Genomic DNA, 22,469 nt, shown 5'->3' with positions numbered 1-22,469 from the left:
CCTCGTCTCCTCCATCAACCCGTCGCAAGTTTGACGTCTGGTTCAGGCCGGCCGCGCACCGCGACGTCGAGCACGAAGGTGCGGCCATGGTCGGGATCGGCGCGCTTGGCGTCGTCTGCCATTCCCTGCCAGGCCGACGTCACCAGCAGGCGCGAAAAATCCTGGCCGATAAAAGCGGGGCAACTCGATTGCCGCGCCGGGACGCGGATCGTGCGCAGGTGCACGCCTTCCGGGCTGTAGACGTCAATGCAGCCACCGCCCCAGCGCGCGTTCCAGATCAGCCCGTCGGCATCGACCACGGCACCGTCAATCCCGCCGCCGTTCCGTCGTGTGACCAGCGCGGCGGGCTCACCGCGCGGCAGGCCGGTCGCTGCATCGAGGTCGACGCGGAACAACACGTTCTTCCCGGTGTCGGCGAAGTAGCCGATGGTCCCATCCGGCGAGAAGCAGATCGCGTTCGGGATAGTGATGTTGTCGTAGAGCCGCGACAGCTCGCCGCGATGCAGTGCATAGATGGCGCCGAGCCCCCGCTCGGCGTGGCGGCCCATGGTGCCGATCCAGAAGGTGCCGGACGGATGCACCCGGGCGTCGTTCGAACGCGTGGCGGCATTGTCGGCTTCGAGCGGACGGTACAGCGTCATCGCTCCATTCGCGGGCTCACGGATATAGAGCCCGTCATCGGCGACGAGAAGCTGGCGATGCGCGTCGATCCGCCCAAGCGCGCTGCCCATCACGGCGAGGGAATGGATGGTGATCTGTCCGGTGCCGAGCCGCACCTCGAACAGGCGGCGCCCGAGGATATCGAACCACCAGGCCGTATCGGTTGTCGCGTCGTAGGTCGGTCCCTCGCCAAGATAGCAGCGCTCGTTGCAGAGAACGGTCGTCGGCACCTCTTCCATCCTGTGACCACCGATCATCGCCCGCTCCTGGGTAACTCTACCTTGGATTGTATCCCGATAGCGCCCTGGATCGCGTGCGTAAAGCGGTACGATGTGGTGTGACGATAGACCTCGCCCGGCGCAAGCCGTGCGCTCGGAAAGTCCGGCCGATTGGGCGTATCGGGCCAGGCGTGCGGTTCGAGGCAGATGGCGTCGGATTGGCGATACAGGCGGCCACCCTTTCCGCCGGTGGTGCCGTCGAGAAAGTTTCCGGAATAGACCTGCAGGCCGGGCTGGTTGGTGAACAGTTCGAGCACGCGGCCGGAGGTTGGCTCGGCCAGCCGCCCGGCGAAGCGAGGCTCGCCAGTTGCCGGCGCAAGACAGAAATTGTGATCGTAGCCGCGGCCCACGCGCAATTGCGGATGGTCGTTACGGATCCGCGCGCCGACCTCGAAGCCTTCGCGGAAGTCGAACGGCGTGCCGGCGACCTCGCTGGGCGGCTGCGGCAGCGGGATCGCGCCGGCATCGATGGCGAGGAAATGATCCGCCGCCACGGTGAGATGATGGTCGAGAATTTGCCGGCCCGAACGTGCGCCGGACAGATTGAAAAAGCTGTGGTTGGTGAGATTGACCACGGTGGGGCGATCGGTCCGCGCCGTCATGTCGAGCGAGAGTTCCATCGGCCCGGTGAGACGCCAGGTCACCTCCACCTCCAGCGTGCCGGGATACCCCTCCTCGCCATCGGCGCTCGTATACGCAAGCGTCACGGCCGGACGATCGCCATCCTCGATCCGGACAATCCGCCAGTTACGGCGATCGAAACCTTCCAATCCGCCATGCAGCGCATTGGCCCCGTTATTGACTGCGAGTTGCACGTCTTTGCCATCGAGCACAAAGCGTCCGCCGGCGATGCGGTTCGCATAGCGGCCGACGGTTGCGCCGAAAAACTGCCGCCGGGCGAGATATCCCTCGAACGCGTCGTGACCGAGCACGATATCGTCGCGACGTCCGACGATGTCAGGCACCAGCAACGCCTGCAGGCTCGCGCCATACGTGATGATCGATGCTTCGATCCCGCCATCCCATTGCAGGACAATGCGCTCGACTTCGCTGCCATCAGGCAGGACGCCGAAGCGGGAACGCGCGACGCGAGAGACGGACGGCGCGTTCATGTCGCGTCCTCGAATGGCTCGACCGTGCGGCGTCGTCCCAGCAGGAACGCGTCGGCGACGAGTTGCAGCGGCGCGAGATCGACGTCGCTCTCGCCGGTTGCCGTGAGTTTGCGGAAGCGGCGGTAGAGCCCGGCATATTCAGCGTCCGCGGCATCGACGAGTTGCGCGCCCCCTGCCCTCAGCCTTGCCCCGCCCATGGACAGCGTGACCGGGCCGGCATCGGTTTCGAGATCGATGTCCCAGCTCTGCGGGCCGGTCTGGAGGAAGTCGAATTCGGCCGCGATCTTCAGCCCCTCTGCATCGCCGAGCACAAGGTTGGCCGCGATCGGCGCGTCGCGGTTGGCGGGAAACGCGAGATCGGCCGAGGTTACGAATAACGGCTGCGGCAGAATTCGCGTCAGGATCGAAAGTGCGTTGATGCCAGGATCGAACACGCCGAGCCCGCCCGCCTCGAAGATCCAGGCCTGTCCCGGGTGCCAAACCCGGACGTCTTCCTTCCACGTGATTTTCACTGAAATGACCTTCCGTCCAGCCAGCAATTGCCGCGCCGGCTCCACCGCCGAGGCGAACCGCGAGTGCCAGGTAGCAAACAGCGTGCCTTGCGCGGCCCTCGCCGCGGCTACCAACGGAGTGATTTCGGCGACCGTGGCTCCCGGCGGCTTTTCCAGCATCACATGTTTGCCGGCGGCAAGCGCCATCGCCGCCTGCGCGTGGCGAACCTGCGGCGGGGTGCACAGCGCCACCGCGTCGATCGGCGGACCGTCGCGCAGGAGTTCATCGAGCGTCGCCGCATGCGGCACGCCGGGTAGCGAGGCGTTGCGGCTGGCGATGGCGACCAGTTCCACGCCGTCGGTCGCGGCAATCGCCGGCACGTGCTGGTCGCGCGCGATCTTGCCGAAGCCGACGATGGCGACGCGAAGCGGGCTCATGATGGCTCTCCAGGCTCGGCTGCAGTGGGGATCGCAGGCGCGGGACCTGATGATGCCGGCGTCCCCTCATGGCGCCGCAGCCCATTGTAGATCACCTCGGCCATGGCCGCCGTCGCCGCCTCGGCATCCCCGCCGGCGATCGCATCGACAATGCGCTGGTGCCACAGCAGCACCGTCTCGCGGTCCTGCGTCTCGACCGGCGCGCTGAGCAGGAAAGAGGCGCGCAACGCCGCCTCGATGACGTTGCCGATTGAGCGCATGAACAGATTGCCGGAGGCGTTGGCGACGGCCAGATGCAGGGCTAGATCGCCATCGGCAAAGCCAACGGAGTCGGAGGCCTCGCGCCGCATCCGCTCCATACTGCGATTGAGTTCGGCGATGTCGGCCTCCGAGCGGCGGGAAGCCGCGAGCGCAGCGGCGCGTGGTTCGACCGCCAGGCGAATCTCGGCGAGATCGTTGAGAAAGCGCCGGTCGATGCCGGCATCGAGATGCCAGGCCAGCACGTCGGCGTCGAACATATTCCAGGCGCCGCGTTCGCGCACCACGGTACCGACCCGCGCCTTGGTGGTGAGCAGGCCCTTGGCCACCAGCGTCTTCACACTCTCGCGCAGAACCGGCCGCGACACGCCGAACATCGCCGTGAGCTCGGCATCGCCCGGCAGGCGGCTGCCTTCAGCGTAACGGCCGGCAATGATGTCGACGCCGATGCTGCGGGCAACCTCGGCGTGATTGGAGTGCGCACGCCGCGTCGGGATGACGACAAGCCGGGAGGTCATGATTTGAGGACTCCTGCCTTGCGGGGGCCGGCGCGGCGGGCGATGCCGAGCATGGCCTGCTGCAAGGCGATGAAAGCGAAAAGCAGGATACCGGTCACGATCTTGGTCCACCAGCTTGACAGGGTTCCATCAAAATTGATGTAGGTCTGGATCAGGCCCTGAATCAGCACACCGAGCAACGTGCCGACCACCGAGCCCTGGCCGCCGGTCAGCAGGGTGCCACCGATCACCACGGCCGCGATGGAATCGAGCTCGACGCCGACGGCGGACAGCGAATAGCCGGCTGCGGTGTAGAAGGAGAACACGATGCCGGCGAGCCCGGCAAGCACGCTCGACAGCATATAGATGCGCACCGTCATCGACCCGACCGGTATGCCCATCAGCGCCGTGGTCGCGCGGCTGCCGCCGAGCGCATAGACATTGGCCCCGAAGCGGGTGAAATGCAGCAGCACCGCGCCCGCTGCGACCACCGCAAGCATGATCAGCGCAATGGCAGTAAGCCGGCCTCCTCCGGGCAGCCGCAGCGCGAAATCCGACACCGTCGAATAGAGCGGCGCCGTGATCGGCGTCGACTCCGTCGACATCAGGAAGCTGGCGCCACGGGCAAGGAACATGCCCGCCAGCGTGACGATGAAAGGCGGCATGTCGAAGACATGAATGATGGCGCCCATCGCCGCGCCGAAGGCAGCGCACAGCAGCAGGATTGCGGCAAACGCAACCAGCGGCGGCATACCAAGCCGCTCGATCGCCAGCGCGACGAACACCGTCGTGAACCCGATCACCGAGCCAACCGACAGGTCGATGCCGCCGGAAATGATCACGAACGTCATGCCGACGGCGACGATGCCGAGAAAGGCATTGTCGGTCAGCAGATTGGCGGCCACGCGAGTAGAGGCAAAATTGGGGAATTGCATCGTGCAGAGCGCAAATCCGACGACGAAGACGATGGCCGTAATCGCAACCGGCGGCAGCCCCCTCATTGGCGTGCCCTCCCCAGCACGGCCCCGGCGCTGGCGAAGCGTGGCGACTGCAGCAGCAAGACGACCAGCACGACGGCCGCCTTCACGAGGAGATTGAACTCCGGCGGATAGCCCGAGAGCAGGATGCCGGTGTTCATCGCCTGGATGATCAGCGCACCGACCATCGCCAGCACCAGGCTGAAGCGCCCACCGAACAGCGAGGTGCCGCCGATCACGACGGCCAGAATGGCATCGAGCTCGAGCCAAAGCCCGGCATTGTTGGCGTCCGCGCCCATGATATCGGCGGCGGCGATGACGCCGGCCAGCGCCGCGCACAGGCCGCACCACACATAGACCGCAAGGATCATGGCGCGCGTGCCAATTCCGGCCAGTTCGCTCGCCCTCGCATTGCCGCCGGTCGCCTCGATCAACAGGCCGAGCGCCGAGCCACGGACTACCGCCCCGGTGATGACCAGCATGCCGATGACGACCACGACCGGCGTCGGCACGCCGAGCACGGCGCCATTGCCGAGCCAGACCAGATCAGGCGCGGTAAAGGTAACGATGCGGCCTTCGGTAATGAGCTGCGCGACGCCGCGGCCCGCTACCATCAGGATTAATGTAGCGACAATCGGCTGGATACCCAGCACCGCAACAAGGAAGCCATTCCAGAGCCCGCACAACAGCCCGGCGCCGAGCGCGGCGGCGAACGCGAGCGGCAGGCCGTATGCGTCGGCGAGACTCGCGGCAATGGCGCCTGATATCGCCATCACCGCGCCAACCGACAGGTCGATGCCGCGCGTGGCGATAACCAGCACCATGCCCAAGCTAAGCAGCGCGACCGGCGCGCCGCGGTTCAGGACATCGATCAGGCTGCCGAACAGCCGCCCGTCCTGCATCCGCAAATCGAAGAATTGCGGCGAGACCGCGCGATCGATCGCGAGGATCGCCAGCAAGGCGATGATCTGGGCAAGGCCTCGGGTTTGCAGCAGTCGTTGCATCGTACTTGGCATCATGCTTGCCCGGCTTCAGCACCGGCGGTGCCGGCGGCAATCGCCGCCAGAATATTGGAGACGTCGATGGCTTCCCCTTCCAGCTCGTCGACATGGGCGCGGTCGCGCAGCACGATCACCCGGTCGGAATAGGTCACGATCTCGTCGAGCTCGGAAGAGATTACGAGCAACGCCAAGCCGTTGTCGCAGAGTTCGCGGATCAGCCGGATGATCTCGGCGTGGGCTCCGACATCGATCCCGCGGGTCGGCTCGTCCAGCACCAGAACGCGCGGCGCGGTGGCGAGCCAGCGGGCGAGCAGCACCTTCTGCTGGTTGCCGCCGGACAACAATCCGATCGGCCGCTCCGGCTCCGGCGGACGAATGTCGAGCATCCGGATGAAACGCATGGCGATCTCGTCCTGCTCGGCGCGCGACAGCGGTTTTGCCAAACCACGCTTAGCCTGCAGCGCCAGCACGATGTTTTCGCGCACGGTGAGATCGGCAATGATGCCATCGGTCTTGCGCTCCTCGGGGCAATAGCCGAAGCCATGGGAGACGGCGTCACGCGGCGATTGCAGCCGGACCGGCCTGCCTTCGACCGCAGCACTGCCGCTGTCGGCGCGCTCGGCGCCGAATACCAGGCGCGCGGTCTCGGTGCGCCCCGACCCGAGCAGGCCCGCCAGCCCAACCACTTCGCCGCGGCGAAGCGCCAGATTGAACGGTGCGACATAGCCGGCCTTGCCGTAGTCCTCGAAACGCGCGCAGATCTCCCCCACCTGTCGCGCCTGCGCTGCCGCACGCTCGCTCGTCGTCTCGGCGAGTTCGCGGCCGAGCATCATGCGGATCAATTCGATCCGCGGCAGCTCGGCAGTGGTGCGCTCGCCGATCAGCCGGCCGTTGCGCAGGACCGTGATACGGTCGCAGATCTCGTAGACCTGATCGAGGAAATGCGTGACGAAGATGACGCCGATCCCGCGCGCGGCGAGCTTGCGCATCACGGCGAAGAGGATCTCCACCTCATGGCGATCCAGACTCGCGGTCGGCTCGTCGAGGATCAGCACGCGCGCGGACTGGTCAACGGCGCGGGCAATTGCCGCGATATGCTGTACCGCGACTGAATAGTTGCCGAGCGGCTCGGCGACATCGATATGCAGATCGAACTCCGCAAGCAGCGCGGTGGCGCGACGGCGCATCTCGGCCTCGCGCACCAGGCCGAACCGCGTCGGCTGCCTGCCGAGATAGAGGTTCTGTGCCACCGACAGGTTTTGCAGCAGATTGACCTCCTGATAGACGGTCGCAATCCCCGCATCGACCGCAGCCTTGGCCGAGCGCGGCGCGACCTCGGCGCCGCCGAGCCTGACAATGCCGGCATCGCGCGGGAAGACACCGGTCACCGCCTTGATCAGGGTGGACTTGCCAGCGCCGTTCTCGCCGAGCAGCGCGTGAACTTCGCCGGCCCGCAAGGTGAAATCCACCTCCTGCAGGGCGCGCAGCGTGCCAAAGCTCTTGCTCAGGCCCCGCACTTCCAGCAGAGCCGGGCCAGGGTCAGAAGCTGCATTCATGCCGGCATCACTCCCACCGACATTCGCATCGCACGCGAACGCCTGGCATGTTCGCCTTGTGAGGCGGATTCGTCGAGAAGGCCTTTGCCGCCGGGCCCCGGGGCTGGCTTGAGACCCGGCGGCGTAGCGTCGGCCGATCAGTAGCCGAGGCCTTTCTTGCTGTCGTAGATCTTCTGCGGATCGTCGGCCGCCGTGTAGAGCTTCGATTCCGTCTGGATCCACTTCGGCGGCACCGTTCCCTTCGCCTTGTAGGCCATGATGGCGTCGAGCGCCGGTCCCGCCATGTTCGGCGTCAACTCGACGGTCGCATTGGCCTCGCCGGCCGCGATCGCCTTGAAGATGTCGGGCACCGCATCGATCGACACCGTCAGGATGTCCTTGCCCGGCTTGAGTCCGGCCTCCTTCATCGCCTGGATCGCACCGACCATCATGTCGTCGTTGTGGGCATAGACTGCGCAGATATTCTTGCCGCCGCCTTCGGCCTTGATGAAGCTTTCCATCACCTCCTTGCCCTTGGCGCGGGTGAAGTCGCCGGTCTGGCTGCGCACCACCTTGAGATTGGCGTTCTTGGCAACGACGCCGTCAAAACCCTTCTTGCGGTTGGTGGCGACGCTCGCGCCGACCGTGCCCTGCAGCTCGACGACATTGCAGGCCTTGCCCGCCACGGCCTTCGCCAGCCATTCGCCGGCGACCGCGCCTTCGTGCACGCTGTCCGAGGTGACGGCGGTGAGATAGAGCTCCTTGCCGGACGGATCGATGTCGCGGTCGAGCAGCACGACCGGGATCTTGGCTTCCTTGGCCTCCTTCAACACCGCATCCCAGCCGCTCGAAACAACAGGCGCGAGGAAGATGGCGTCGACGCCCTGGGCGATGAAGGAGCGGATCGCCTTGATCTGGTTCTCTTGCTTCTGCTGGGCGTCGGCGATCTTGAGCGTGACCTTGCGCTTGGTGGCCTCCGATTTGGAAACCGAGGTTTCCGCCGCCCGCCATCCGGATTCGGATCCGATCTGGGAAAAGCCGACGGTGAGTTCGGCGGCGGTTGCCGGAAGAGCGAGGGTGAGAGCGACCAGCGCGGTGGCCGCAAGAAGGGCTTTGGAGGTCATGAGGCGCATTCTCCCAAATGTTGTTCAGGGTGCCTGCATCCCCAAAATTCGGTATCAAGGCACCTTTTTTGCTGTCCGTTGGCGGCAGCGCAGGGAATATTCCACGGAAGATGGGCGCTGACTAGTCATATTATTTGACTATTTGGTTCCAACCGTCACTCGCTCGTGAGCCCGGTTCTAGCGCCGGTGGGCCGAGCGCCAGCGACCGTTTTCGCTGGATTGCGGGTCCCAACGGCTTGCTTGATCACACCAGCGGTTTGACCTTGATTGCCCCACGCACACGGCGCAGTTACGCGTTGTCTGACGCCGCCAGTACTTGAGGATTTCGACATGCAGTCCGCCGCCGCGAAACCGCTCTACATCCGCATGCACGCGGACGATAACGTCGCGATTGTCGCGAACCGCGGCGGTCTGCAGCCGGGTGCCGAATTTGCCTGCGGCTTGCGGCTGATCGAACAGATTCCGCAGGGCCACAAGGTTGCCCTCGCCGACATCGGCAAGGACGAAGCCATTCTCCGTTACGGCGAGGTCATCGGCCACGCCGCAGCGCCGATCGCCAAGGGGAGTTGGGTCAAGGAATCGCTGGTGCAGATGCCCGATGCGCCCTCCTTCGACAATCTGCCGCAGCCGAACGGCGGCGCGATCGTCCTGCCGCCGCTGGAAGGCTACACATTCGAAGGCTATCGGAACCCCGACGGCTCGGTCGGAACCCGCAACATCCTCGCGATCTCAACCAGCGTTCAATGCGTCGCCGGCACCGTCGAGTTCGCGCTGGAGCGGATCCGCAAGGAGCTCTTGCCAAAATATCCCAACGTCGACGACGTGGTGGCGGTCACCCATGCCTATGGCTGCGGGGTTGCGATCAACGCGCCGGGCGCCGCGGTGCCGATCCGCACGCTGCAGAACCTCGCGCGCAATCCCAATTTCGGCGGCGAGGTGATGATCGTCGGCCTCGGCTGCGAGAAGCTGCAGCCCGAACTGCTGCTGCCCGAAGGCATGAGCGGCGACGACGAAATCATGCGGATGCAGGATGAAGGCCTTACCGGCTTCGGCGAGATCGTCGAGCGTTCTCGGGGGTAACAGCCAATCCGGCGCTCGGCTTCGCCGCAGATCTTCTGGTCCGCGTCGGCGCCACCGTGATGTTTTCAGAAGTCACGGAAGTGCGCGATGCGATCCATCTGCTGACGCCGCGCGCGGCGAACCAGGAGGTTGCGGATGCGCTGGTGCGCGAGATGGCCTGGTATGACCGTTATCTCGCCGGCGGCGAAGCCGACCGCAGCGCCAACACCACGCCGGGCAACAAGAAAGGCGGCCTCTCCAACATCGTCGAGAAGGCGATGGGCTCGGTGATCAAGTCCGGCACCGGCCCGATCGCGGGCGTGCTGGCGCCGGGCGAACGTGTCCGTGAAAAAGGGCTGATTTTTGCAGCGACGCCGGCCAGCGATTTCGTCTGCGGTACCCTACAGCTCGCGTCGGGCATGACGCTGCACGTCTTCACCACCGGCCGCGGCACGCCGTATGGTCTTGCCGCCGTCCCCGTCATCAAGGTCTCGACGCGCAGCGAACTCAAGCAGCGCTGGCACGATCTGATCGACGTCGATGCCGGCAGCATTGCGACCGGCGACGCCACGATCGAGGACGTCGGCTGGGAGATCTTCCGTCTCATGCTCGACGTGGCAAGCGGCCGCGAGACCTGGGCCGAGCACTGGAAGCTGACCAACGCGCTCGCGCTGTTCAATCCCGGCCCGGTGACCTGACACAATGCACGGGTAAACCGTGGTGGCTTGACGGCGGTTAAGCCGCCATCAGCCGTTCGATCTCGGGTATCGGGTGAGAGGTCAGCTCCTTCGGAACCTCAGCGACAATGCGCTCCGCCACTTCGGCATGAAAAGCCTGCCTGAGATTGCCCAGCACTTTCGCGGGTGCAACGACAACGAGCTTGTCGAAGCGATTGCCGTGAGCCAGGCGATAGAGCGCTTCGGCAATGGTCGCGGCGAACCGCTCTTCCGCGATGTAATGCCAGTCGGCCTGCTCCATTGCGCTTCGGGCGGCGCCGACGCTCTGGATGGAACGGCCGGGACGATCTGTCCCCTGTTCGCGCGTTGCCGGATTTTCCTGCTCGAGAACCTGCTCGACTTCCAGATTGAGCCGCTGGGGGGTACCTTTGTTGCGGAGAAAAAGCGCCTTTCGTCCATCGCCGATAAGCATGAGGGTGTTGTGGGAAATCTGCGGTTTTTGTCCAGCCATCATCGTCCTTGCTCCATGCCGGCCTAACGCATGAAGTGCCGGGTTGGTTGCCTGCCGGGAGGATACCTCGGGCCGCTTCCAGCCTCGACATATTTAGACGTATTTACATGTCAGTCGCCGATTTCCTCGATGATCCCCGTTCGCCGGGCTCGATAATGCAGGTGCGATCGTCTCGCTCGCTATAGCGATACTCCCGCAGCCGTGGCGATGCGCGATGATCACGATATCCTCGCGGACCACGATCAAGTTGTAGCCGCTGCGGCATCACCTCGACCACTTCGGCCGGCCGATCGATGTGCTCGCGCAGGTACGCTGGCTCTCCGTCAGATTGGCGGAGAGGTTGACGTTCGTCCGCGACTGCGGTCGATGGCTGCGTGCGTGTCGACGGGTGTTGGTCGACGGTTCGCGTCCGATCTGCCGCTGCGTGTATTTTGTGCGGTCGAAGGTGGAGGGCGCCGGCTTGGAACTTGCTGATCGTTCCGTATCCACCGTCGGAACCAAAGCGGGAGCGATGCTTTGAGCCTCGTAGGGCAGCGTTCGAATGAGGAGGAACTTATGAGGAAGATTGCAATCGGTCTGCTGGCCGGCGCAGGCGCGCTCCTGGCCGGCAGCGCAAATGCGACTGACGTCTACACCGAGACCGAATACTCGAGCTCCGACCTGATACAGCAGGTCCGCATGGTCTGTGACGAAGACGGACGCTGCTATCGTACCCGCGGCGGCAGCCGCGTGATCGTGCGCGATTCCTATGCCTATACGCCGCGCGAGCGCTATATCGAACGTCGACGCTATCGCGACTGGGATGAACCGCGATCTGGCGTCGGCGTTCGTGCACCGGGCGTCAGCGTGGGCGTCGGGATCGACAGCAACCGCTGGTAGGACAATCCGGGAGAGACTTCGGGTGGTCCGAAGTCTCTCCTGCACTGCCTGAATATTTCAGCTGCTTAATATTTTCATGTGCGCAAGGGAACAGCGACCTGCGGTCGCCTATTAGCGGGCGAAGCAACCGGCAAACGGAGCGACTTCCATGAAAGTGTCCGACGTGATGACGTCAGAAGTCCAACTCTGCACTCCCGACGACACCCTGAAGGACGCCGCGCAGGCGATGGCAGCGCTTGGTGTCGGGTTGTTGCCCGTGACCGACAACGACCGCCTGGTCGGCATGATTTCCGACCGCGACATCGCGATCCGCGGCATGGGCATGGGCCGGGGCCCCGAGGGACGGGTCGGCGACGTGATGACGGCCGACGTCAAATATTGCTACGAGGATCAGGATCTCGACCAGGTGAGCGCGATCATGGGCGACATTCAGGTTCGTCGCCTGCCGGTGCTCAACCGCAACAAGCGGCTTGTCGGCATCATTGCGCTGGGCGACATCGCGCTGGTGCAATGCGGCAATGGCACGGGCGCGGCTTTGAGCAGGATTTCTCGGCCCGGCGGACAGCATGCACAGCTTTGATCCGCGCAGCCCGGCCGGCTGCGGTTCTGATATCGCCGTGGATGACGGCGTTTCTGCCTCCATTGGGCCGCCGCCGCTGGCGTAGCCGTTTTTCATGAGATCGTAGGAACCTCGGTCAGCCATTAGCCGTTCTAATGCCCATCATATGCGTGGGGGAACGCCGGCGGAGCGGCGAAGACCGATGACACCCACACCCAAATCAACATTCCCTCGAAACCGCAAAATCTCGCCGCGAAATCACGAGCGCTATCGCATTCGAGCACTCGATGACTTCGGCGAATTGCTTGACGACTGGATGGTGGCCTATCCCGCCGCCGATCTGGCGCGGTCGGATTGACCCGTTCAGGACTTCTTCGCGCGCTTCTTCGAGCGTTTCTTCGAACCCTTCCTGGGTACCTTGGCGCCCTTCTTTCGCGCTTCCGACAGGCCGATCGCGATTGCCTGTTTCCTGCTCTTCACCTTCTTGCCGGACCGGCCGCTCTTCAGCGTGCCGGACTTCCGCTTCTTCATGGCGCGACCGACCTTCTTCGCCGCCCCTTTTGAATATCTGCGCTTCTTTGCTTTCTTCGCCATCTTGTTCATCCTCACCGTTCAATTAGTTCGCACAGTCCCAGCGTTGAATTAACTCCGGTCTTCTCTCCGATCGACTGGGCCATGGCAGGCGTCGCCAGGAGAACGAGGGCAAGGCACGGGGCAAGGTATTTCATTTTCAAATTCCTCCGCCGCCGGATTTGGTCCGGCATCTGCTCAATCAGCAATCCTCCCCTATCGTTCCCTTTGCACGCCGGCCGCTGCGAGCCTGTCGCGACGTCCGGTCAGGCTTTGCGCCGCGGCATGCCCCGTTTCGAGCCATGTTTCTCGAGACTGTGTGTCAGGGATCGGACAGACGAGAACGCGCTTGCAGGTTATTTTGACGCAAGCATCTGCCTACCTTGCCGGCTGATCGGACTATGAGTGTAGCGCGACAAAAACCTGTATTGCGCGTCAGGGACACTGAACCGTTCACCGGAGAACGTCAGGCCGCTGGCATGAACCTGACTGTCATTCGGATTGCGATGCAGATCGCGATGCCCTGCGCACTCATTGCCGTCGGCGCCGCCGGTCTCTTCATTGTGGTCAGACATATGACGTGGATCGGATGATGTTGCTGCCCGGGATTTTCACCCTGGATATCGACGGAAGACCTACGCTTGCTTTCGAAGCCAAGAACTTGCGCGAGTCCCAGCAACTTTGTCACGAGCATTGGCTGCTTCAGGACATCACCTGCCTGACGTCGAACGGCGCGCCTCTGTGGGATGGCAAGGCGCGGCTCCGGGCCCGGCGTTCGACCGAGAACGAAATTGTCGCCTATCGGGAAGCTACGCGGGATTCCAAGCAGATAGACGGAGATCTGCTGCTCGCCTTCCTTGTCGAGCTGGACGATCTCCACTAGCCCCCTGACCACCGCAAAAGCCGAACCAGACCCCATCGGCAACACAGGCCGCGCTTGCCGTTCCTCGCTCTCCTGGCGAGGATGCAGGAACAACCGATCGTCGCCGATCGTTTCATCCTCGACTGATCAGGAGGATTTCGATGAAGGCGCTGACGTGGTACGGCAAGGCCCGCATTCGGTGCGGTAGCGTTCGCGATCCGAAGGTGGAAGACGGCACCCGGGTCGTCCTGAAGCCGTGATGTCATGCCGCGCGTCCTGATCGGCACCTCGGGCTGGCACTACGATTCCTGGCGCGGACCGTTCTTTCCCAGGGGATTACCGCTCAAGGAGCAATTGCCGTACTACGCTGGCCAATTCCCGACGACAGAACTGAACGGGGTGTTTTACCGGACGCCGACGCCGGAAGCGGTGAAGGGCTGGCGCGCGCAGACCGGAAGCGATTTCGTGTTTGCCTGGAAGGCATCGAAATTCATCACGCATTGGAAGCGGCTCTCGGAGAACTCGGTCAACAGCCTCGAACTGCTCGAAAGCCGTCTGTCCCTGCTCGGGAAGAAGGCGGGGCCGATCCTGTTTCAGCTACCGCCCAACTTCCACGCTAACGCCGACCGCCTGGCCTCCTTCTTCAAACTGCTTTCGAAGAAGCGCCGCTACACCTTCGAATTCAGGCATCCGAGCTGGTACGAGCACAAGATTATCCGGCTGCTGCGCGAGCAAAACATCTCGCTTTGTATCTCCGACCATCACGACGCCCCGGCGCCGTGGAAACGCACTGCCGATTTCGTCTATGTCCGCGGGCATGGGCCCGGAGGCCGCTATAAGGATCACTATGGTGAGGCCGCCCTTGTCGATTGGGCCCGCCGCATCAGGTCCTGGAGGAAGCAGGGCTGCGATGTATTCGTCTATTTCGATAATGACCAGAAGAGCGCCGCGCCGTCCGATGCAAGGCGCCTGATCGAGCTATTGTGACAGGCCTGATCTGCGGTCGATCGCATCGAAGAGGTGCAGGACAGGGAATCCATCGATTGCGATTTTCGTCGCCTCGACGGCTATCTCTTTCAAGCCCTCCATACTGACTCGAAAATCATCGAAGATGAGCTGGATGCGGTCCGCAAGGTGGGCGCGCCTGTCCATCGGATGGTCGGCGTCCCCTTTGCCCACTGCGAGCAACAGCACGTGTTGCGCTATCCGCGCCAGGGCACATCCCCTCAAATATCTCAAGGGTCTTGCCGCGATTGTCGAAGCGAAGGCCGGGAAGCTCTACGCCGGTACGATCATCGAATCCATCGAGGAGCGTGACGACGGCACGGTGGTCGTCTCAACCGCGGGCGGCAAGGTCGTCGCCCGCGCGGTGGTCGTGGCGACGAACTCGCCGATCGTCGACCGATTTGTCCTGCACACCAAGATGGCTCCGTATCGCTCCTATGCGATGGCATTCTCCCTTAGGAAGGGCGCGATCCGGATGCCCTGTACTGGGACACGCTGGATCCCTATCACTATGTGCGGCTGCAGCCGGGCGTGGATCGATGGCACACCGCTCAACGCTCCCGCAGTAAGTCCGCTGGTCAAGCACGACATCGAGGATAAGCCGTAAGTCGCACCGCAGCGCTGCGCGCAACAGGAACGAAGGCCGCGGCCGAACATTGACGCGGGACCAGGCCCACCTGGAAAACCTCCACCGTCTCACTTGAGCCGCGACACGAACGCCGCGTCGCCGCGCCGTCTTTTTAGGGAGAGATACAATGCTGCACTACCCGCGCCCGCCCTTTCCCAGCCAGCACCAGTCGATGCCGGGCACGACCGGCGCCATGAACCCGCTGCCCGACCATGGCGAAACATCCTACAAAGGCAGCGGCCGGCTCAATGGCAAGAAAGCGATCATCACGGGCGGCGACAGTGGCATCGGTCGCGCGGTCGCCATTGCCTTCGCCAGGGAAGGAGCCGATGTCCTGATCTCCTATCTCGAAGAGCACGACGATGCGCGGGAGACAGAACAACTGGTGACGGAGGCCGGCAGAAAAGCCGTTCTTGTTTCAGGTGACATCCAGCATCCCGATCATTGCCGGGCGGTGATCGCCAAGGCTGTATCGGAGCTCGGCGGCATCGACATCCTCGTCAACAACGCCGCACATCAGGCCAGCTTCAAGTCGATCGAAGATATCAGCGATGAGGAATGGGACTTGACCTTCAAGGTCAACATCCACGCGATGTTCTATCTGACCAAGGCCGCCGTCGCTCATATGAAGGCCGGAAGCTGCATCATCAACACCGCCTCGATCAATTCGGATGTGCCCAACCCCACTTTGCTGGCCTATGCGACCACCAAGGGCGCAATCCACAATTTCACAGCGGGGCTGGCGCAGATGCTGGCCGAGAAGGGCATTCGCGCCAATGCGGTCGCCCCGGGGCCGATCTGGACCCCGCTGATTCCCTCGACCCTGCCTGAGGACTCCGTGAAGAGCTTCGGCAAGCAGGTCCCGATGAAGCGTCCGGGCCAGCCCGTCGAGCTGGCCACCGCCTATGTCATGCTGGCCGATCCGCTTTCCAGCTACGTCTCCGGCGCGACGATTGCGGTCACCGGCGGAAAGCCGTTCCTGTAGCGTAGGCCGACGCGGATCACCTCGACGCCGCTCCAGTCTAGCTGCGCAGCGCCGCCTGCATGCGATCGCTCAGATATTGAACGAGGATGACGGTTTTGGCGTCGATGATTTCGCCGGCTGCGATCATCGCGACAGCTTCCTCCAACGTGGCCTCGACCACCTCGATGTCCTCTCCCTCCTCCTTGAGTCCGCCACCATCCGACACCTTGTTTTGCGGCGAATACGTGCAGGTGAAGAAGACGATCTTCTCCATGATCGCGGCCGGACTGACATAGAGCTCGAACAATCGTTGTAGGTTCATGATCTTGTAACCGAGCTCCTCCTGCATCTCCTTCACGATGCGCCGTTCGGCGCTTTCGCCATCGAGCTTGCCGGCGCATGCCTCTACGGTTCGCTCGATGCCATCCTGCAGAAATATCGGCACCCGCAATTGCCGCGTCAGGAGCACGGTCTTGCGGGAGGGATCGTAGGGAAGAATAACGGCCGAGTTGCCGTTGTCGTAAATCTCGCGCTCGCGCCGCTGTTGCTCACCGTCGCGTCTCTGTTGATCGTAAGTCACGCGGATCAGCCTTCCTTTGCGCTGGGCAAGGGTCTCGACGTCGCGGATGTGTACGGTCTCACCGTCCATTGTCGTTGGCGTGCGAACAGCACGAATGCCGCTGCCTTGCAAGCAACGGCATTCGTGAGGGTTTAGCGGCCGCCGGGTTGCGGACCCGTATTGTTGTTGGTCCCCGGTCCCACATTACCCGAACCGGACGGGGCGCTGCTGGTCGAGCTTCCGGCCTTCATCTTGCCAGTGCCGGTGGTCATGCCCTTTTCCATTTTCGTGCTTTTAGCCTTCGTGCCTTTGCCCGCGCCGGGGCCGACGTCACCATGGGCTGCGCCGCCCGGCGCTGGCTGCATTTGTGCGAGCACGCCGCCGGTCGACAGCAACAGGGCGCATGCGCAGGCCAGGATCGTTTTCTTCATGGGAAACTCCGTTGGTTGAAGCGACTCTTCAACCTCAGCTCGTATCTCGTATGAAGGGTTCCTGCATGAACACGAAACTGTCATCAGGCCGATGCGAGCACCGGAGTCATGGACTGCTTTCGTAAGAATTGCTGATAGGCCGTGATGGCCTTGTTGGCGAGCATCAACCGCCGCCGTTCGCCACGGCGCACCATCAGCTCGATCGTGTCGCTGAGGAAGCGGCCGGCCACCATCGCATCGCCCAACTCTCCCGTACGCTCGAGATAATCCCAAGCAATTGCGATCGAACTCTCGATCAGCAGTGGCAGTGGTTCCGTCATGTTGCGTTCAATCCCTTTGTGGGAAAACGTCCGGTGACCCGCTCCGTTCCTGACACAGCCGGCTCGCGGCAGCCCGTTACGGCCCCCCTGCAACCGCACCCGCAATCACCATCACCAGATCGTCGAGATCGATCCTGCCCTTGACGATGAGACCATCGGAGCTCTCGATGCTGAGCGAATTCGGATCATTCGCGGCTTGCCTTTTCAGCTCCGCAACAATCGACTCCTTCAGTTTCTCTTCGAGCATTCGCAAGGCTCCATCCGCGTGCAGCGCCCGGCTTGTTGCCCGTTCTTGCGCCGGGGCGCGTTTTGAAGATCCGAAGGTGGAAGCGGCAAGCTCACGATTTGGTTCCTTGGGGATTACCCCTTCGGCCTCCGGTTCCAAGGTACGGAACCGTACAGACAGGCGAAGGGCCCGCACCTACTGTTTTCGGATGGACAAAAGGAAAGACGACGCCCGGCCCCAACACGAGTTGCAAATCGAAGCGCTAGCGGCCCTGGAGCAAGCGCGTGCGATGCCCCATGGTGCTGCCCGAAGCGAGGCGCTGAAACGCGCAGGTCTGCTCCAGAAGGCCGCTGACATGCAGGGGCTTCTGTTCGCGAAACGCGGGCGCCCACCCAAAACCTGATCCTCCTTCGTCAAGATACGCCGTCGATGCGGCGAGCCGCACGCATGAATGCACCGGCGTGACACGTATCGGAACGGTGAACGAGCTTCCACGTTGCCCTTGCGAACAGCAAGGAGGCTTCGATGGGATTGGCCGAATACATGATCATTTCCAAGCCGGACGGCTGGACCGTTCTCCACGACGGCAGTGCGCCGCACAGCTACGACACCAAGGAAGCAGCGTTCGAAGCCGCCGTTGCGGCTGCCTCACTCGCGATCCGGCAGGGTCACGAGGTTCATGTCAGCGTCCCCGGTCGCGACGCCGGCAACAAGACCGCGCTCGGCGCCAAGGACTCCCAAGGCGTGCCGTGAAGCAGGATCTGTCGACCCGGATGAGCGCAGCAATATCCGGAATAGTCTCGGCGTCAGCCCTCATTCCGTCGATAGCGCTCCCGCACGATTTCCTCGCCCGCCTCCGTTGCCGCCCTGTTGCGATAACGGTAGCTCAGCGTCCCGTAGATCAGCGCGGTAAGAAGCACGAACGCTCCGATGAAAAACACGGCTTCGAGTCCCATCACATTCTCCCAAATTCCCGTTGGTTGTCCGATTACGCCTTGTTGCTCGTCTGCCGCGCCATCTCGCGGTTGCCTGCAATCAATTAAGCGCCGGAGCCACGGTTCCATTTGACGCTTCAATTTGGCGCGCTTCTCGTGGGCACGATGGAACACCGCTCACCAGCTCGCGTTTGCGAGCATGCAGATCGCTAATCGCTCAGGGAGGGTTTCATGGGTGACTTCAGGGACATTCAGCACGGCGTCAACGATCCCGTTGACGGCGTCGACGTGAAGCGACGATTCAACGACAACCAGACCCCGCACGAGCGGGCCCAGTCCGCGGCGGACGTCCGCTCCAGCGCTGTGCCCGATAGAGACGAGGAGTTTCTGCCGGAAGCATTGCGGCGGCGGCCGACGGGTCCGCTCAATCCGCGCACCGGCCGTCGTCCTGCGCCGTAGACAAATTCGATTCACGCGTGCATTTCGCCACAGCGCTGCGGTGACAAACGACGATCCATCAACTAGCGGTGGCGATTCAGAATCTGTTTCCGCGCGAGAGAACCGATTCAATTGTCAAAAACAAGATCGTGATAGGTGACGCAGAGCACATTCACGGGTGACCGTTGGCCGTATTGCGGTGGTGCAAGCCACAATGCATTTCGTACCAACGGAGTTTTCCATGAAGCGTCTGTTGTTTTCCGGATTCGTGGCAGTCGCGCTGCTCGCTGTCGCAACCACCATGCGCTCGTACTCAATTTCCCATGAACGCTCGACCGTAACCACCGGCGCGGCGTTGTCGAAGAAATCTCCGGCCGCCGCGGGCGTAACCAGGCTTCCGATCGAGGAATACGAGGACATGTCGCTGGTCTTCTCGGCACCGCCCGCGAAACATTGACGAAGCCGAAATAGTAGCCGCGCCGCTCGATATTATTGCTTTGTCGCCCGCTGGAGGAATTGCACCAGCGCGGCGCGGTCCTGCTCCGAACCGATGCGCTGCTCCGGCATCTTGGTGCCGGGCGTGTAGGCCTGCGGCCCGACCTCGAACAGTTTGGAAACCGTCTCCGGCGTCCAGACGATATCGAGCTGCTTGAGCGCCTCGGAAAAATTATAGCCCGGCGCGGTCGCGATGCGCCGGCCGAAAATTCCGGCGAGCGTCGGGCCTGCGCGGTTGGCCTGATCGGCGCCGAGCGTGTGGCAGGCGACACAGGCGCGAAATACCTCCGCGCCGCGATCGCCGGCATAGGCCGCGAGCGGATCGCCCGCCGTCTCCATGAGAATCGGATCGACCGGCTCGCCCGTCGCCGCGTTCCAGCGCCGGATGATGTTATCGGCGCCGCCGGTCAGCAGCATGCGGCTGTCCGGCGAGAAGACCACCGACCAGACCGGCAGCCCCGGCCCGACCAGCGTGCGCGCCAGCGTGCGCGTCTTGCGATCGATCACCGCGACCGTACCACCGATACCCGCGGCGGCCACAACCGCGCCGTCGGGCGAAATCGCAATCGAGATCACCGGCCTTGGCCCTGCCGCAACCTCGCCGGCACGCGCGCCGCTTGCGGTCAGGAAATAGACTTTGCCATCGGCTCCCCCCACCGCGATTTCGCCATCGGTGCCGGCGGCCACGGCGTTGAGCGGAGTCGGCATTGCAACGACAGTCGGCGGCTGCGCGCCGGACAGCGGCCAGATGCGAACGCTGAGGTCGTAGCTGACGCTGACCAGGGCGCGGCCATCGGGCGTAAACGCCACGCCGTTGACGTTCTGCGTATGCTCATCGAGCACACGCGGCGCCCCGCCCGCGAGCGGCCAGAGCCGCACCGTGCGATCCCACGAGGCCGATGCCAGCGTTGCGCCATCGGGCGACACCGCCAGCGCGACGATCGGCGCCGTGTGCCCCTCGAACACCGCGTCGGGCTCGGGCTTGCCAAACGTCCAGATCGCAATGCGCCCATCGGCGCCGGCGGTTGCCGCGCGTTTATCCCCGAGCAGCGCAACTGCATTCACGGCGTCGGAATGGAAACGAAGCACCTGCTCGGCCGCATTGCGCGTCAGCGACCAGCGGATCGCGGTCGAATCGAAGCTGCCGGAGATCGCGCTTTGCCCGTCGGCCGAGATCGCCAGCGCCCGCACCGGCCCGCCATGACCGCGCATCTGCGCCAGAGCGGCCGTTGTACAGACCGGCAGCGCGATCAATCCGGCCATAAGCGCCAAAAGCGCCGACCGGCCTCTGTTGCTATGGGAAGCTTTCGCCGAATCCCTGGCTGCCATTCCCGCCGGCCCTCAGCGTACGCCCGGCCTGTCGCGGTCGAGCCCCTTGGCCTTGAGGTCGTCGAGATAATCCTGAAAGCGCCGTTCGGCATTGACGCCGAGATCGCGCAGGAACGCCCAGGAGTAGATGCCGGTCGAGTGCATGTCGTCGAACCCTATCCTGACGGCATAATTACCGACCGGATCGACCGAAATAATGGCGACGTTGCGCTTGCCGCCGACCGTCTTGCGCTCGGCCTCGGAATGCCCCTGCACCTCCGCGGACGGGCTGGTCACCCGGAGCAATTCGGCGGGAAGGTCGAAGGTGCGGCTATCGTCAAAGGCGATGCGCAAGGAACGGCGATCCTTCGGCAGCCGGATTTCGACCGGCCACGCCAGCGTGACGTCGGACGCGCCCACCGCCGGCGTCAGCTCGGGCCGATCAGATTATGGCCGGGATCACCGACCCGGGCGCCGGTGGTCGTGAAGGCGACGGAACTCGATTCCTGAAAGGAGTTGAGTACCATCGCGACGCCGACGGCGGCAACGACGGCAAACGCCAGAGCCGCAACAAAGGATTTCATGTCACTTCCTCACGTTTCACTTGAGCCAAACCGACTATTCGGCCGGCACGGCTCGCGGCGTGCTGTCCGAAGGCGCGCGGCCCTTTGCCTGCTCTTCTTCGACCCAGAGCGCGTGATGCTCCTTGGCCCAGTTGACGTCGACCTCGCCGGTCCCCATGGCATCGAACGCGCCTTCCATCCCGACCGAGCCGATATAGATGTGCGCCAGCATCGCGGCGATGAAGAGCATCGCAATGATGGCATGGATCACCGTCCAGAACTGGAGCGCGGTGACGTTGCCAGGCAGATACGGGAATAGCAGGAACCAGCCGGACACCGACATCAGCGCGCCGCCGATGATCACGATCCAGAAGATGCCTTTCTGGCCGGCGTTGAAACGCTTGGCCGGCGGATGCTTGCCGTTGGACAGCAGCCCCCCGCCCTGCTTGATCCACTCCAGATCGAGCTTGCCCGGGATGTTATTCTTGATCCAGATCAGGAACATGATCAGGACACCCAGCATGAACGGGAACGCCAGATAATTATGCGCAAGCTTGGCCCAGGCCGACATGGCGGCAAAAGCGTCCGGACCGAACAAGGGCAGGACCAGGGTGCGGCCGAAGCTGACGTTCAAACCTGAGAGCGCCAGGATGACGAAGCAGCTTGCCGTAAGCCAGTGGACGAAGCGTTCGAAGCTGTTGAAGCGCAGGATCGTCCTCCCCGAGAACCCCTGCTGCACGCGAATTCGTCCGCGCACCATCAGGAAAATCGCCAGCACGGCAAGCATGCCCAGAATGGCAATGCCGCCGATCCACGGCAGCTTGCTGCGCTGGAAGTCGCGCCAGTCGCGCCCGGCGGGCTGGATCAGATTGGCCGCATTTCCGTCCGGAATCGATACGCGCCCGGAGATCTTGTCGCCTTCCTTCAGCGCGTTCAGGAGCTTGTCTTCCTGAACGGCTTCGGCGGTCGGCTTGAAGGAGATCTGCGCGGCCGCCGGATGCGCGAGCATGAACAGCAGGGCGAACGCGGCGAACAGCGGTTTGAAGGCCGCGAACCTGAGAATTGAAAGTGAGCCTGGCATTTGCACAACGCCTTTCGATTATCGGAAT

General features: G+C 63.5%; 29 protein-coding genes and 1 pseudogene. 10 read left to right on the top strand and 20 right to left on the bottom strand.

Annotated features, from left to right (window positions below):
• Window positions 1-14: 14 nt before the first annotated feature.
• The 8 genes from LMTR21_RS12585 to ytfQ form a co-directional block, all read right to left on the bottom strand.
• On the bottom strand, window positions 15-899 hold the full coding sequence (locus tag LMTR21_RS12585) for an SMP-30/gluconolactonase/LRE family protein (RefSeq protein ID WP_065753203.1): 885 nt from the start codon (window positions 897-899) through the stop codon (window positions 15-17).
• A gap of 14 nt (window positions 900-913) precedes the next feature.
• Complete coding sequence (locus LMTR21_RS12580; RefSeq protein ID WP_065753189.1) at window positions 914-2,050, bottom strand: aldose epimerase family protein; 1,137 nt, start codon at window positions 2,048-2,050, stop codon at window positions 914-916.
• Window positions 2,047-2,979 (bottom strand): Gfo/Idh/MocA family protein, encoded by a 933-nt coding sequence (locus LMTR21_RS12575; RefSeq protein ID WP_065753188.1) that lies wholly within the window; start codon window positions 2,977-2,979, stop codon window positions 2,047-2,049. The genes LMTR21_RS12580 and LMTR21_RS12575 overlap by 4 nt, the downstream gene beginning before the upstream one ends.
• A complete protein-coding gene (locus tag LMTR21_RS12570; RefSeq protein ID WP_065753187.1) occupies window positions 2,976-3,755 on the bottom strand; it encodes a FadR/GntR family transcriptional regulator in 780 nt (259 codons plus the stop codon). Before LMTR21_RS12570 ends, LMTR21_RS12575 begins: the two co-directional genes overlap by 4 nt.
• Window positions 3,752-4,735 (bottom strand): galactofuranose ABC transporter, permease protein YjfF, encoded by a 984-nt coding sequence (gene yjfF, locus LMTR21_RS12565; protein WP_065753186.1) that lies wholly within the window; start codon window positions 4,733-4,735, stop codon window positions 3,752-3,754. Before yjfF ends, LMTR21_RS12570 begins: the two co-directional genes overlap by 4 nt.
• The gene (locus LMTR21_RS12560) at window positions 4,732-5,715 is read right to left on the bottom strand and encodes an ABC transporter permease (protein WP_065753185.1); all 984 of its coding nucleotides are present in this window, start codon (window positions 5,713-5,715) and stop codon (window positions 4,732-4,734) included. The genes yjfF and LMTR21_RS12560 overlap by 4 nt, the downstream gene beginning before the upstream one ends.
• Window positions 5,716-5,726: 11 nt before the next feature.
• Window positions 5,727-7,268, bottom strand: coding sequence for a sugar ABC transporter ATP-binding protein (locus tag LMTR21_RS12555; protein WP_065753184.1), 1,542 nt, complete (start codon window positions 7,266-7,268; stop codon window positions 5,727-5,729).
• Window positions 7,269-7,405: 137 nt separating this feature from the next.
• A complete protein-coding gene (ytfQ, locus tag LMTR21_RS12550; RefSeq protein ID WP_065753202.1) occupies window positions 7,406-8,371 on the bottom strand; it encodes a galactofuranose ABC transporter, galactofuranose-binding protein YtfQ in 966 nt (321 codons plus the stop codon).
• Window positions 8,372-8,701: 330 nt separating this feature from the next.
• Here ytfQ and LMTR21_RS12545 point away from each other — a divergent pair.
• Window positions 8,702-10,128 (top strand): annotated as a pseudogene (locus LMTR21_RS12545) (UxaA family hydrolase).
• Between the two features lie 37 nt (window positions 10,129-10,165).
• On the opposite strand, the gene LMTR21_RS12540 reads toward LMTR21_RS12545, so the two are convergent.
• Entirely contained in the window at window positions 10,166-10,621 is a 456-nt protein-coding gene (locus LMTR21_RS12540; RefSeq protein ID WP_347339171.1) for a host attachment family protein, read from the bottom strand.
• A 552-nt stretch (window positions 10,622-11,173) separates the two neighbouring features.
• On the opposite strand from LMTR21_RS12540, the gene LMTR21_RS12535 reads away from it, so the two are divergent.
• Complete coding sequence (locus LMTR21_RS12535) at window positions 11,174-11,497, top strand: hypothetical protein (RefSeq protein WP_065753183.1); 324 nt, start codon at window positions 11,174-11,176, stop codon at window positions 11,495-11,497.
• A 148-nt stretch (window positions 11,498-11,645) separates the two neighbouring features.
• Window positions 11,646-12,077 carry a CBS domain-containing protein gene (locus LMTR21_RS12530; protein ID WP_065753182.1) on the top strand — a complete coding sequence of 144 codons (432 nt, stop codon included), beginning with the start codon at window positions 11,646-11,648 and terminating at the stop codon, window positions 12,075-12,077.
• A 342-nt stretch (window positions 12,078-12,419) separates the two neighbouring features.
• Here LMTR21_RS12530 and LMTR21_RS12525 read toward each other — a convergent pair whose 3' ends face one another.
• Window positions 12,420-12,650, bottom strand: a complete 231-nt coding sequence (locus LMTR21_RS12525; protein WP_065753200.1) for a DUF6496 domain-containing protein — start codon at window positions 12,648-12,650, stop codon at window positions 12,420-12,422.
• Window positions 12,651-13,218: 568 nt separating this feature from the next.
• Between LMTR21_RS12525 and LMTR21_RS12515 the strand changes: the two genes are divergently transcribed.
• Window positions 13,219-13,509: a hypothetical protein gene (locus LMTR21_RS12515; protein ID WP_246175448.1), complete on the top strand. Its 291-nt coding sequence runs from the start codon at window positions 13,219-13,221 to the stop codon at window positions 13,507-13,509.
• A gap of 243 nt (window positions 13,510-13,752) precedes the next feature.
• Window positions 13,753-14,475 carry a DUF72 domain-containing protein gene (locus tag LMTR21_RS12505; protein WP_065753180.1) on the top strand — a complete coding sequence of 241 codons (723 nt, stop codon included), beginning with the start codon at window positions 13,753-13,755 and terminating at the stop codon, window positions 14,473-14,475.
• Here the strand turns inward: LMTR21_RS12505 and LMTR21_RS40805 are convergent.
• Window positions 14,467-14,682: a hypothetical protein gene (locus LMTR21_RS40805; RefSeq protein WP_246175447.1), complete on the bottom strand. Its 216-nt coding sequence runs from the start codon at window positions 14,680-14,682 to the stop codon at window positions 14,467-14,469. The genes LMTR21_RS12505 and LMTR21_RS40805 overlap by 9 nt on opposite strands.
• Between LMTR21_RS40805 and LMTR21_RS12500 the strand changes: the two genes are divergently transcribed.
• Together LMTR21_RS12500 and LMTR21_RS12495 are read left to right on the top strand one after the other, a co-directional pair.
• Entirely contained in the window at window positions 14,660-15,100 is a 441-nt protein-coding gene (locus tag LMTR21_RS12500) for an FAD-dependent oxidoreductase (RefSeq protein ID WP_065753179.1), read from the top strand. The two genes, LMTR21_RS40805 and LMTR21_RS12500, sit on opposite strands and share 23 nt — an antisense overlap.
• Window positions 15,101-15,248: 148 nt before the next feature.
• On the top strand, window positions 15,249-16,106 hold the full coding sequence (locus tag LMTR21_RS12495) for an SDR family oxidoreductase (protein WP_065753178.1): 858 nt from the start codon (window positions 15,249-15,251) through the stop codon (window positions 16,104-16,106).
• A 37-nt stretch (window positions 16,107-16,143) separates the two neighbouring features.
• Here LMTR21_RS12495 and LMTR21_RS12490 read toward each other — a convergent pair whose 3' ends face one another.
• The 4 genes from LMTR21_RS12490 to LMTR21_RS12475 form a co-directional block, all read right to left on the bottom strand.
• Window positions 16,144-16,734 carry an NUDIX domain-containing protein gene (locus LMTR21_RS12490; RefSeq protein ID WP_065753177.1) on the bottom strand — a complete coding sequence of 197 codons (591 nt, stop codon included), beginning with the start codon at window positions 16,732-16,734 and terminating at the stop codon, window positions 16,144-16,146.
• Window positions 16,735-16,796: 62 nt separating this feature from the next.
• The gene (locus LMTR21_RS12485; RefSeq protein WP_065753176.1) at window positions 16,797-17,075 is read right to left on the bottom strand and encodes a hypothetical protein; all 279 of its coding nucleotides are present in this window, start codon (window positions 17,073-17,075) and stop codon (window positions 16,797-16,799) included.
• Window positions 17,076-17,158: 83 nt separating this feature from the next.
• On the bottom strand, window positions 17,159-17,395 hold the full coding sequence (locus LMTR21_RS12480) for a hypothetical protein (RefSeq protein WP_065753175.1): 237 nt from the start codon (window positions 17,393-17,395) through the stop codon (window positions 17,159-17,161).
• Window positions 17,396-17,471: 76 nt separating this feature from the next.
• On the bottom strand, window positions 17,472-17,780 hold the full coding sequence (locus LMTR21_RS12475; RefSeq protein WP_141688321.1) for a hypothetical protein: 309 nt from the start codon (window positions 17,778-17,780) through the stop codon (window positions 17,472-17,474).
• Between the two features lie 366 nt (window positions 17,781-18,146).
• Here LMTR21_RS12475 and LMTR21_RS12470 point away from each other — a divergent pair, with 366 nt between their 5' ends.
• Window positions 18,147-18,374, top strand: a complete 228-nt coding sequence (locus tag LMTR21_RS12470; protein WP_065753173.1) for a hypothetical protein — start codon at window positions 18,147-18,149, stop codon at window positions 18,372-18,374.
• A gap of 53 nt (window positions 18,375-18,427) precedes the next feature.
• Here the strand turns inward: LMTR21_RS12470 and LMTR21_RS40005 are convergent, their stop codons facing one another.
• On the bottom strand, window positions 18,428-18,577 hold the full coding sequence (locus LMTR21_RS40005; protein WP_187399349.1) for a hypothetical protein: 150 nt from the start codon (window positions 18,575-18,577) through the stop codon (window positions 18,428-18,430).
• Window positions 18,578-18,787: 210 nt separating this feature from the next.
• On the opposite strand from LMTR21_RS40005, the gene LMTR21_RS12465 reads away from it, so the two are divergent.
• Complete coding sequence (locus tag LMTR21_RS12465) at window positions 18,788-19,015, top strand: hypothetical protein (RefSeq protein WP_065753172.1); 228 nt, start codon at window positions 18,788-18,790, stop codon at window positions 19,013-19,015.
• Window positions 19,016-19,235: 220 nt separating this feature from the next.
• Complete coding sequence (locus tag LMTR21_RS12460) at window positions 19,236-19,451, top strand: hypothetical protein (RefSeq protein WP_065753171.1); 216 nt, start codon at window positions 19,236-19,238, stop codon at window positions 19,449-19,451.
• A 32-nt stretch (window positions 19,452-19,483) separates the two neighbouring features.
• Here LMTR21_RS12460 and LMTR21_RS12455 read toward each other — a convergent pair whose 3' ends face one another.
• The 4 genes from LMTR21_RS12455 to LMTR21_RS12445 form a co-directional block, all read right to left on the bottom strand.
• A complete protein-coding gene (locus LMTR21_RS12455; RefSeq protein ID WP_065753170.1) occupies window positions 19,484-20,752 on the bottom strand; it encodes a c-type cytochrome in 1,269 nt (422 codons plus the stop codon).
• Window positions 20,753-20,830: 78 nt separating this feature from the next.
• The gene (locus tag LMTR21_RS12450; RefSeq protein WP_065753169.1) at window positions 20,831-21,217 is read right to left on the bottom strand and encodes a gamma-butyrobetaine hydroxylase family protein; all 387 of its coding nucleotides are present in this window, start codon (window positions 21,215-21,217) and stop codon (window positions 20,831-20,833) included.
• 8 nt (window positions 21,218-21,225) lie between these two features.
• A complete protein-coding gene (locus tag LMTR21_RS40000; RefSeq protein ID WP_187399348.1) occupies window positions 21,226-21,381 on the bottom strand; it encodes a hypothetical protein in 156 nt (51 codons plus the stop codon).
• Window positions 21,382-21,415: 34 nt separating this feature from the next.
• Window positions 21,416-22,441: a formate dehydrogenase subunit gamma gene (locus LMTR21_RS12445; protein WP_065753168.1), complete on the bottom strand. Its 1,026-nt coding sequence runs from the start codon at window positions 22,439-22,441 to the stop codon at window positions 21,416-21,418.
• Between the last annotated feature and the right edge of the window lie 28 nt (window positions 22,442-22,469).

It is taken from the genome of Bradyrhizobium paxllaeri, assembly GCF_001693515.2.
Taxonomy (GTDB): Bacteria; Pseudomonadota; Alphaproteobacteria; order Rhizobiales; family Xanthobacteraceae; genus Bradyrhizobium; species Bradyrhizobium paxllaeri.
This window is presented reverse-complemented; position numbering and strand designations above follow the sequence as displayed.

Bases quoted from the DNA above. Each gene is read 5' to 3' on its own strand.
- LMTR21_RS12445 (WP_065753168.1), bottom strand. From the start codon at position 22,441: ATGCCAGGCTCACTTTCAATTCTCAGGTTCGCGGCCTTCAAACCGCTG.
- LMTR21_RS12470 (WP_065753173.1), top strand. From the start codon at position 18,147: ATGGGATTGGCCGAATACATGATCATTTCCAAGCCGGACGGCTGGACC.
- yjfF (WP_065753186.1), bottom strand. From the start codon at position 4,735: ATGAGGGGGCTGCCGCCGGTTGCGATTACGGCCATCGTCTTCGTCGTC.
- LMTR21_RS12525 (WP_065753200.1), bottom strand. From the start codon at position 12,650: ATGGCGAAGAAAGCAAAGAAGCGCAGATATTCAAAAGGGGCGGCGAAG.
- LMTR21_RS12540 (WP_347339171.1), bottom strand. From the start codon at position 10,621: ATGATGGCTGGACAAAAACCGCAGATTTCCCACAACACCCTCATGCTT.
- LMTR21_RS40000 (WP_187399348.1), bottom strand. From the start codon at position 21,381: ATGAAATCCTTTGTTGCGGCTCTGGCGTTTGCCGTCGTTGCCGCCGTC.
- LMTR21_RS12580 (WP_065753189.1), bottom strand. From the start codon at position 2,050: ATGAACGCGCCGTCCGTCTCTCGCGTCGCGCGTTCCCGCTTCGGCGTC.
- LMTR21_RS12560 (WP_065753185.1), bottom strand. From the start codon at position 5,715: ATGCAACGACTGCTGCAAACCCGAGGCCTTGCCCAGATCATCGCCTTG.
- LMTR21_RS12465 (WP_065753172.1), top strand. From the start codon at position 18,788: ATGGGTGACTTCAGGGACATTCAGCACGGCGTCAACGATCCCGTTGAC.
- LMTR21_RS12485 (WP_065753176.1), bottom strand. From the start codon at position 17,075: ATGAAGAAAACGATCCTGGCCTGCGCATGCGCCCTGTTGCTGTCGACC.
- LMTR21_RS12490 (WP_065753177.1), bottom strand. From the start codon at position 16,734: ATGGACGGTGAGACCGTACACATCCGCGACGTCGAGACCCTTGCCCAG.
- LMTR21_RS12480 (WP_065753175.1), bottom strand. From the start codon at position 17,395: ATGACGGAACCACTGCCACTGCTGATCGAGAGTTCGATCGCAATTGCT.
- LMTR21_RS12535 (WP_065753183.1), top strand. From the start codon at position 11,174: ATGAGGAAGATTGCAATCGGTCTGCTGGCCGGCGCAGGCGCGCTCCTG.
- LMTR21_RS12505 (WP_065753180.1), top strand. From the start codon at position 13,753: ATGCCGCGCGTCCTGATCGGCACCTCGGGCTGGCACTACGATTCCTGG.
- LMTR21_RS12575 (WP_065753188.1), bottom strand. From the start codon at position 2,979: ATGAGCCCGCTTCGCGTCGCCATCGTCGGCTTCGGCAAGATCGCGCGC.
- LMTR21_RS12570 (WP_065753187.1), bottom strand. From the start codon at position 3,755: ATGACCTCCCGGCTTGTCGTCATCCCGACGCGGCGTGCGCACTCCAAT.
- LMTR21_RS40005 (WP_187399349.1), bottom strand. From the start codon at position 18,577: ATGGGACTCGAAGCCGTGTTTTTCATCGGAGCGTTCGTGCTTCTTACC.
- LMTR21_RS12530 (WP_065753182.1), top strand. From the start codon at position 11,646: ATGAAAGTGTCCGACGTGATGACGTCAGAAGTCCAACTCTGCACTCCC.
- LMTR21_RS12555 (WP_065753184.1), bottom strand. From the start codon at position 7,268: ATGAATGCAGCTTCTGACCCTGGCCCGGCTCTGCTGGAAGTGCGGGGC.
- LMTR21_RS12585 (WP_065753203.1), bottom strand. From the start codon at position 899: ATGGAAGAGGTGCCGACGACCGTTCTCTGCAACGAGCGCTGCTATCTT.
- LMTR21_RS12460 (WP_065753171.1), top strand. From the start codon at position 19,236: ATGAAGCGTCTGTTGTTTTCCGGATTCGTGGCAGTCGCGCTGCTCGCT.
- ytfQ (WP_065753202.1), bottom strand. From the start codon at position 8,371: ATGACCTCCAAAGCCCTTCTTGCGGCCACCGCGCTGGTCGCTCTCACC.
- LMTR21_RS12455 (WP_065753170.1), bottom strand. From the start codon at position 20,752: ATGGCCGGATTGATCGCGCTGCCGGTCTGTACAACGGCCGCTCTGGCG.
- LMTR21_RS12495 (WP_065753178.1), top strand. From the start codon at position 15,249: ATGCTGCACTACCCGCGCCCGCCCTTTCCCAGCCAGCACCAGTCGATG.
- LMTR21_RS12515 (WP_246175448.1), top strand. From the start codon at position 13,219: ATGTTGCTGCCCGGGATTTTCACCCTGGATATCGACGGAAGACCTACG.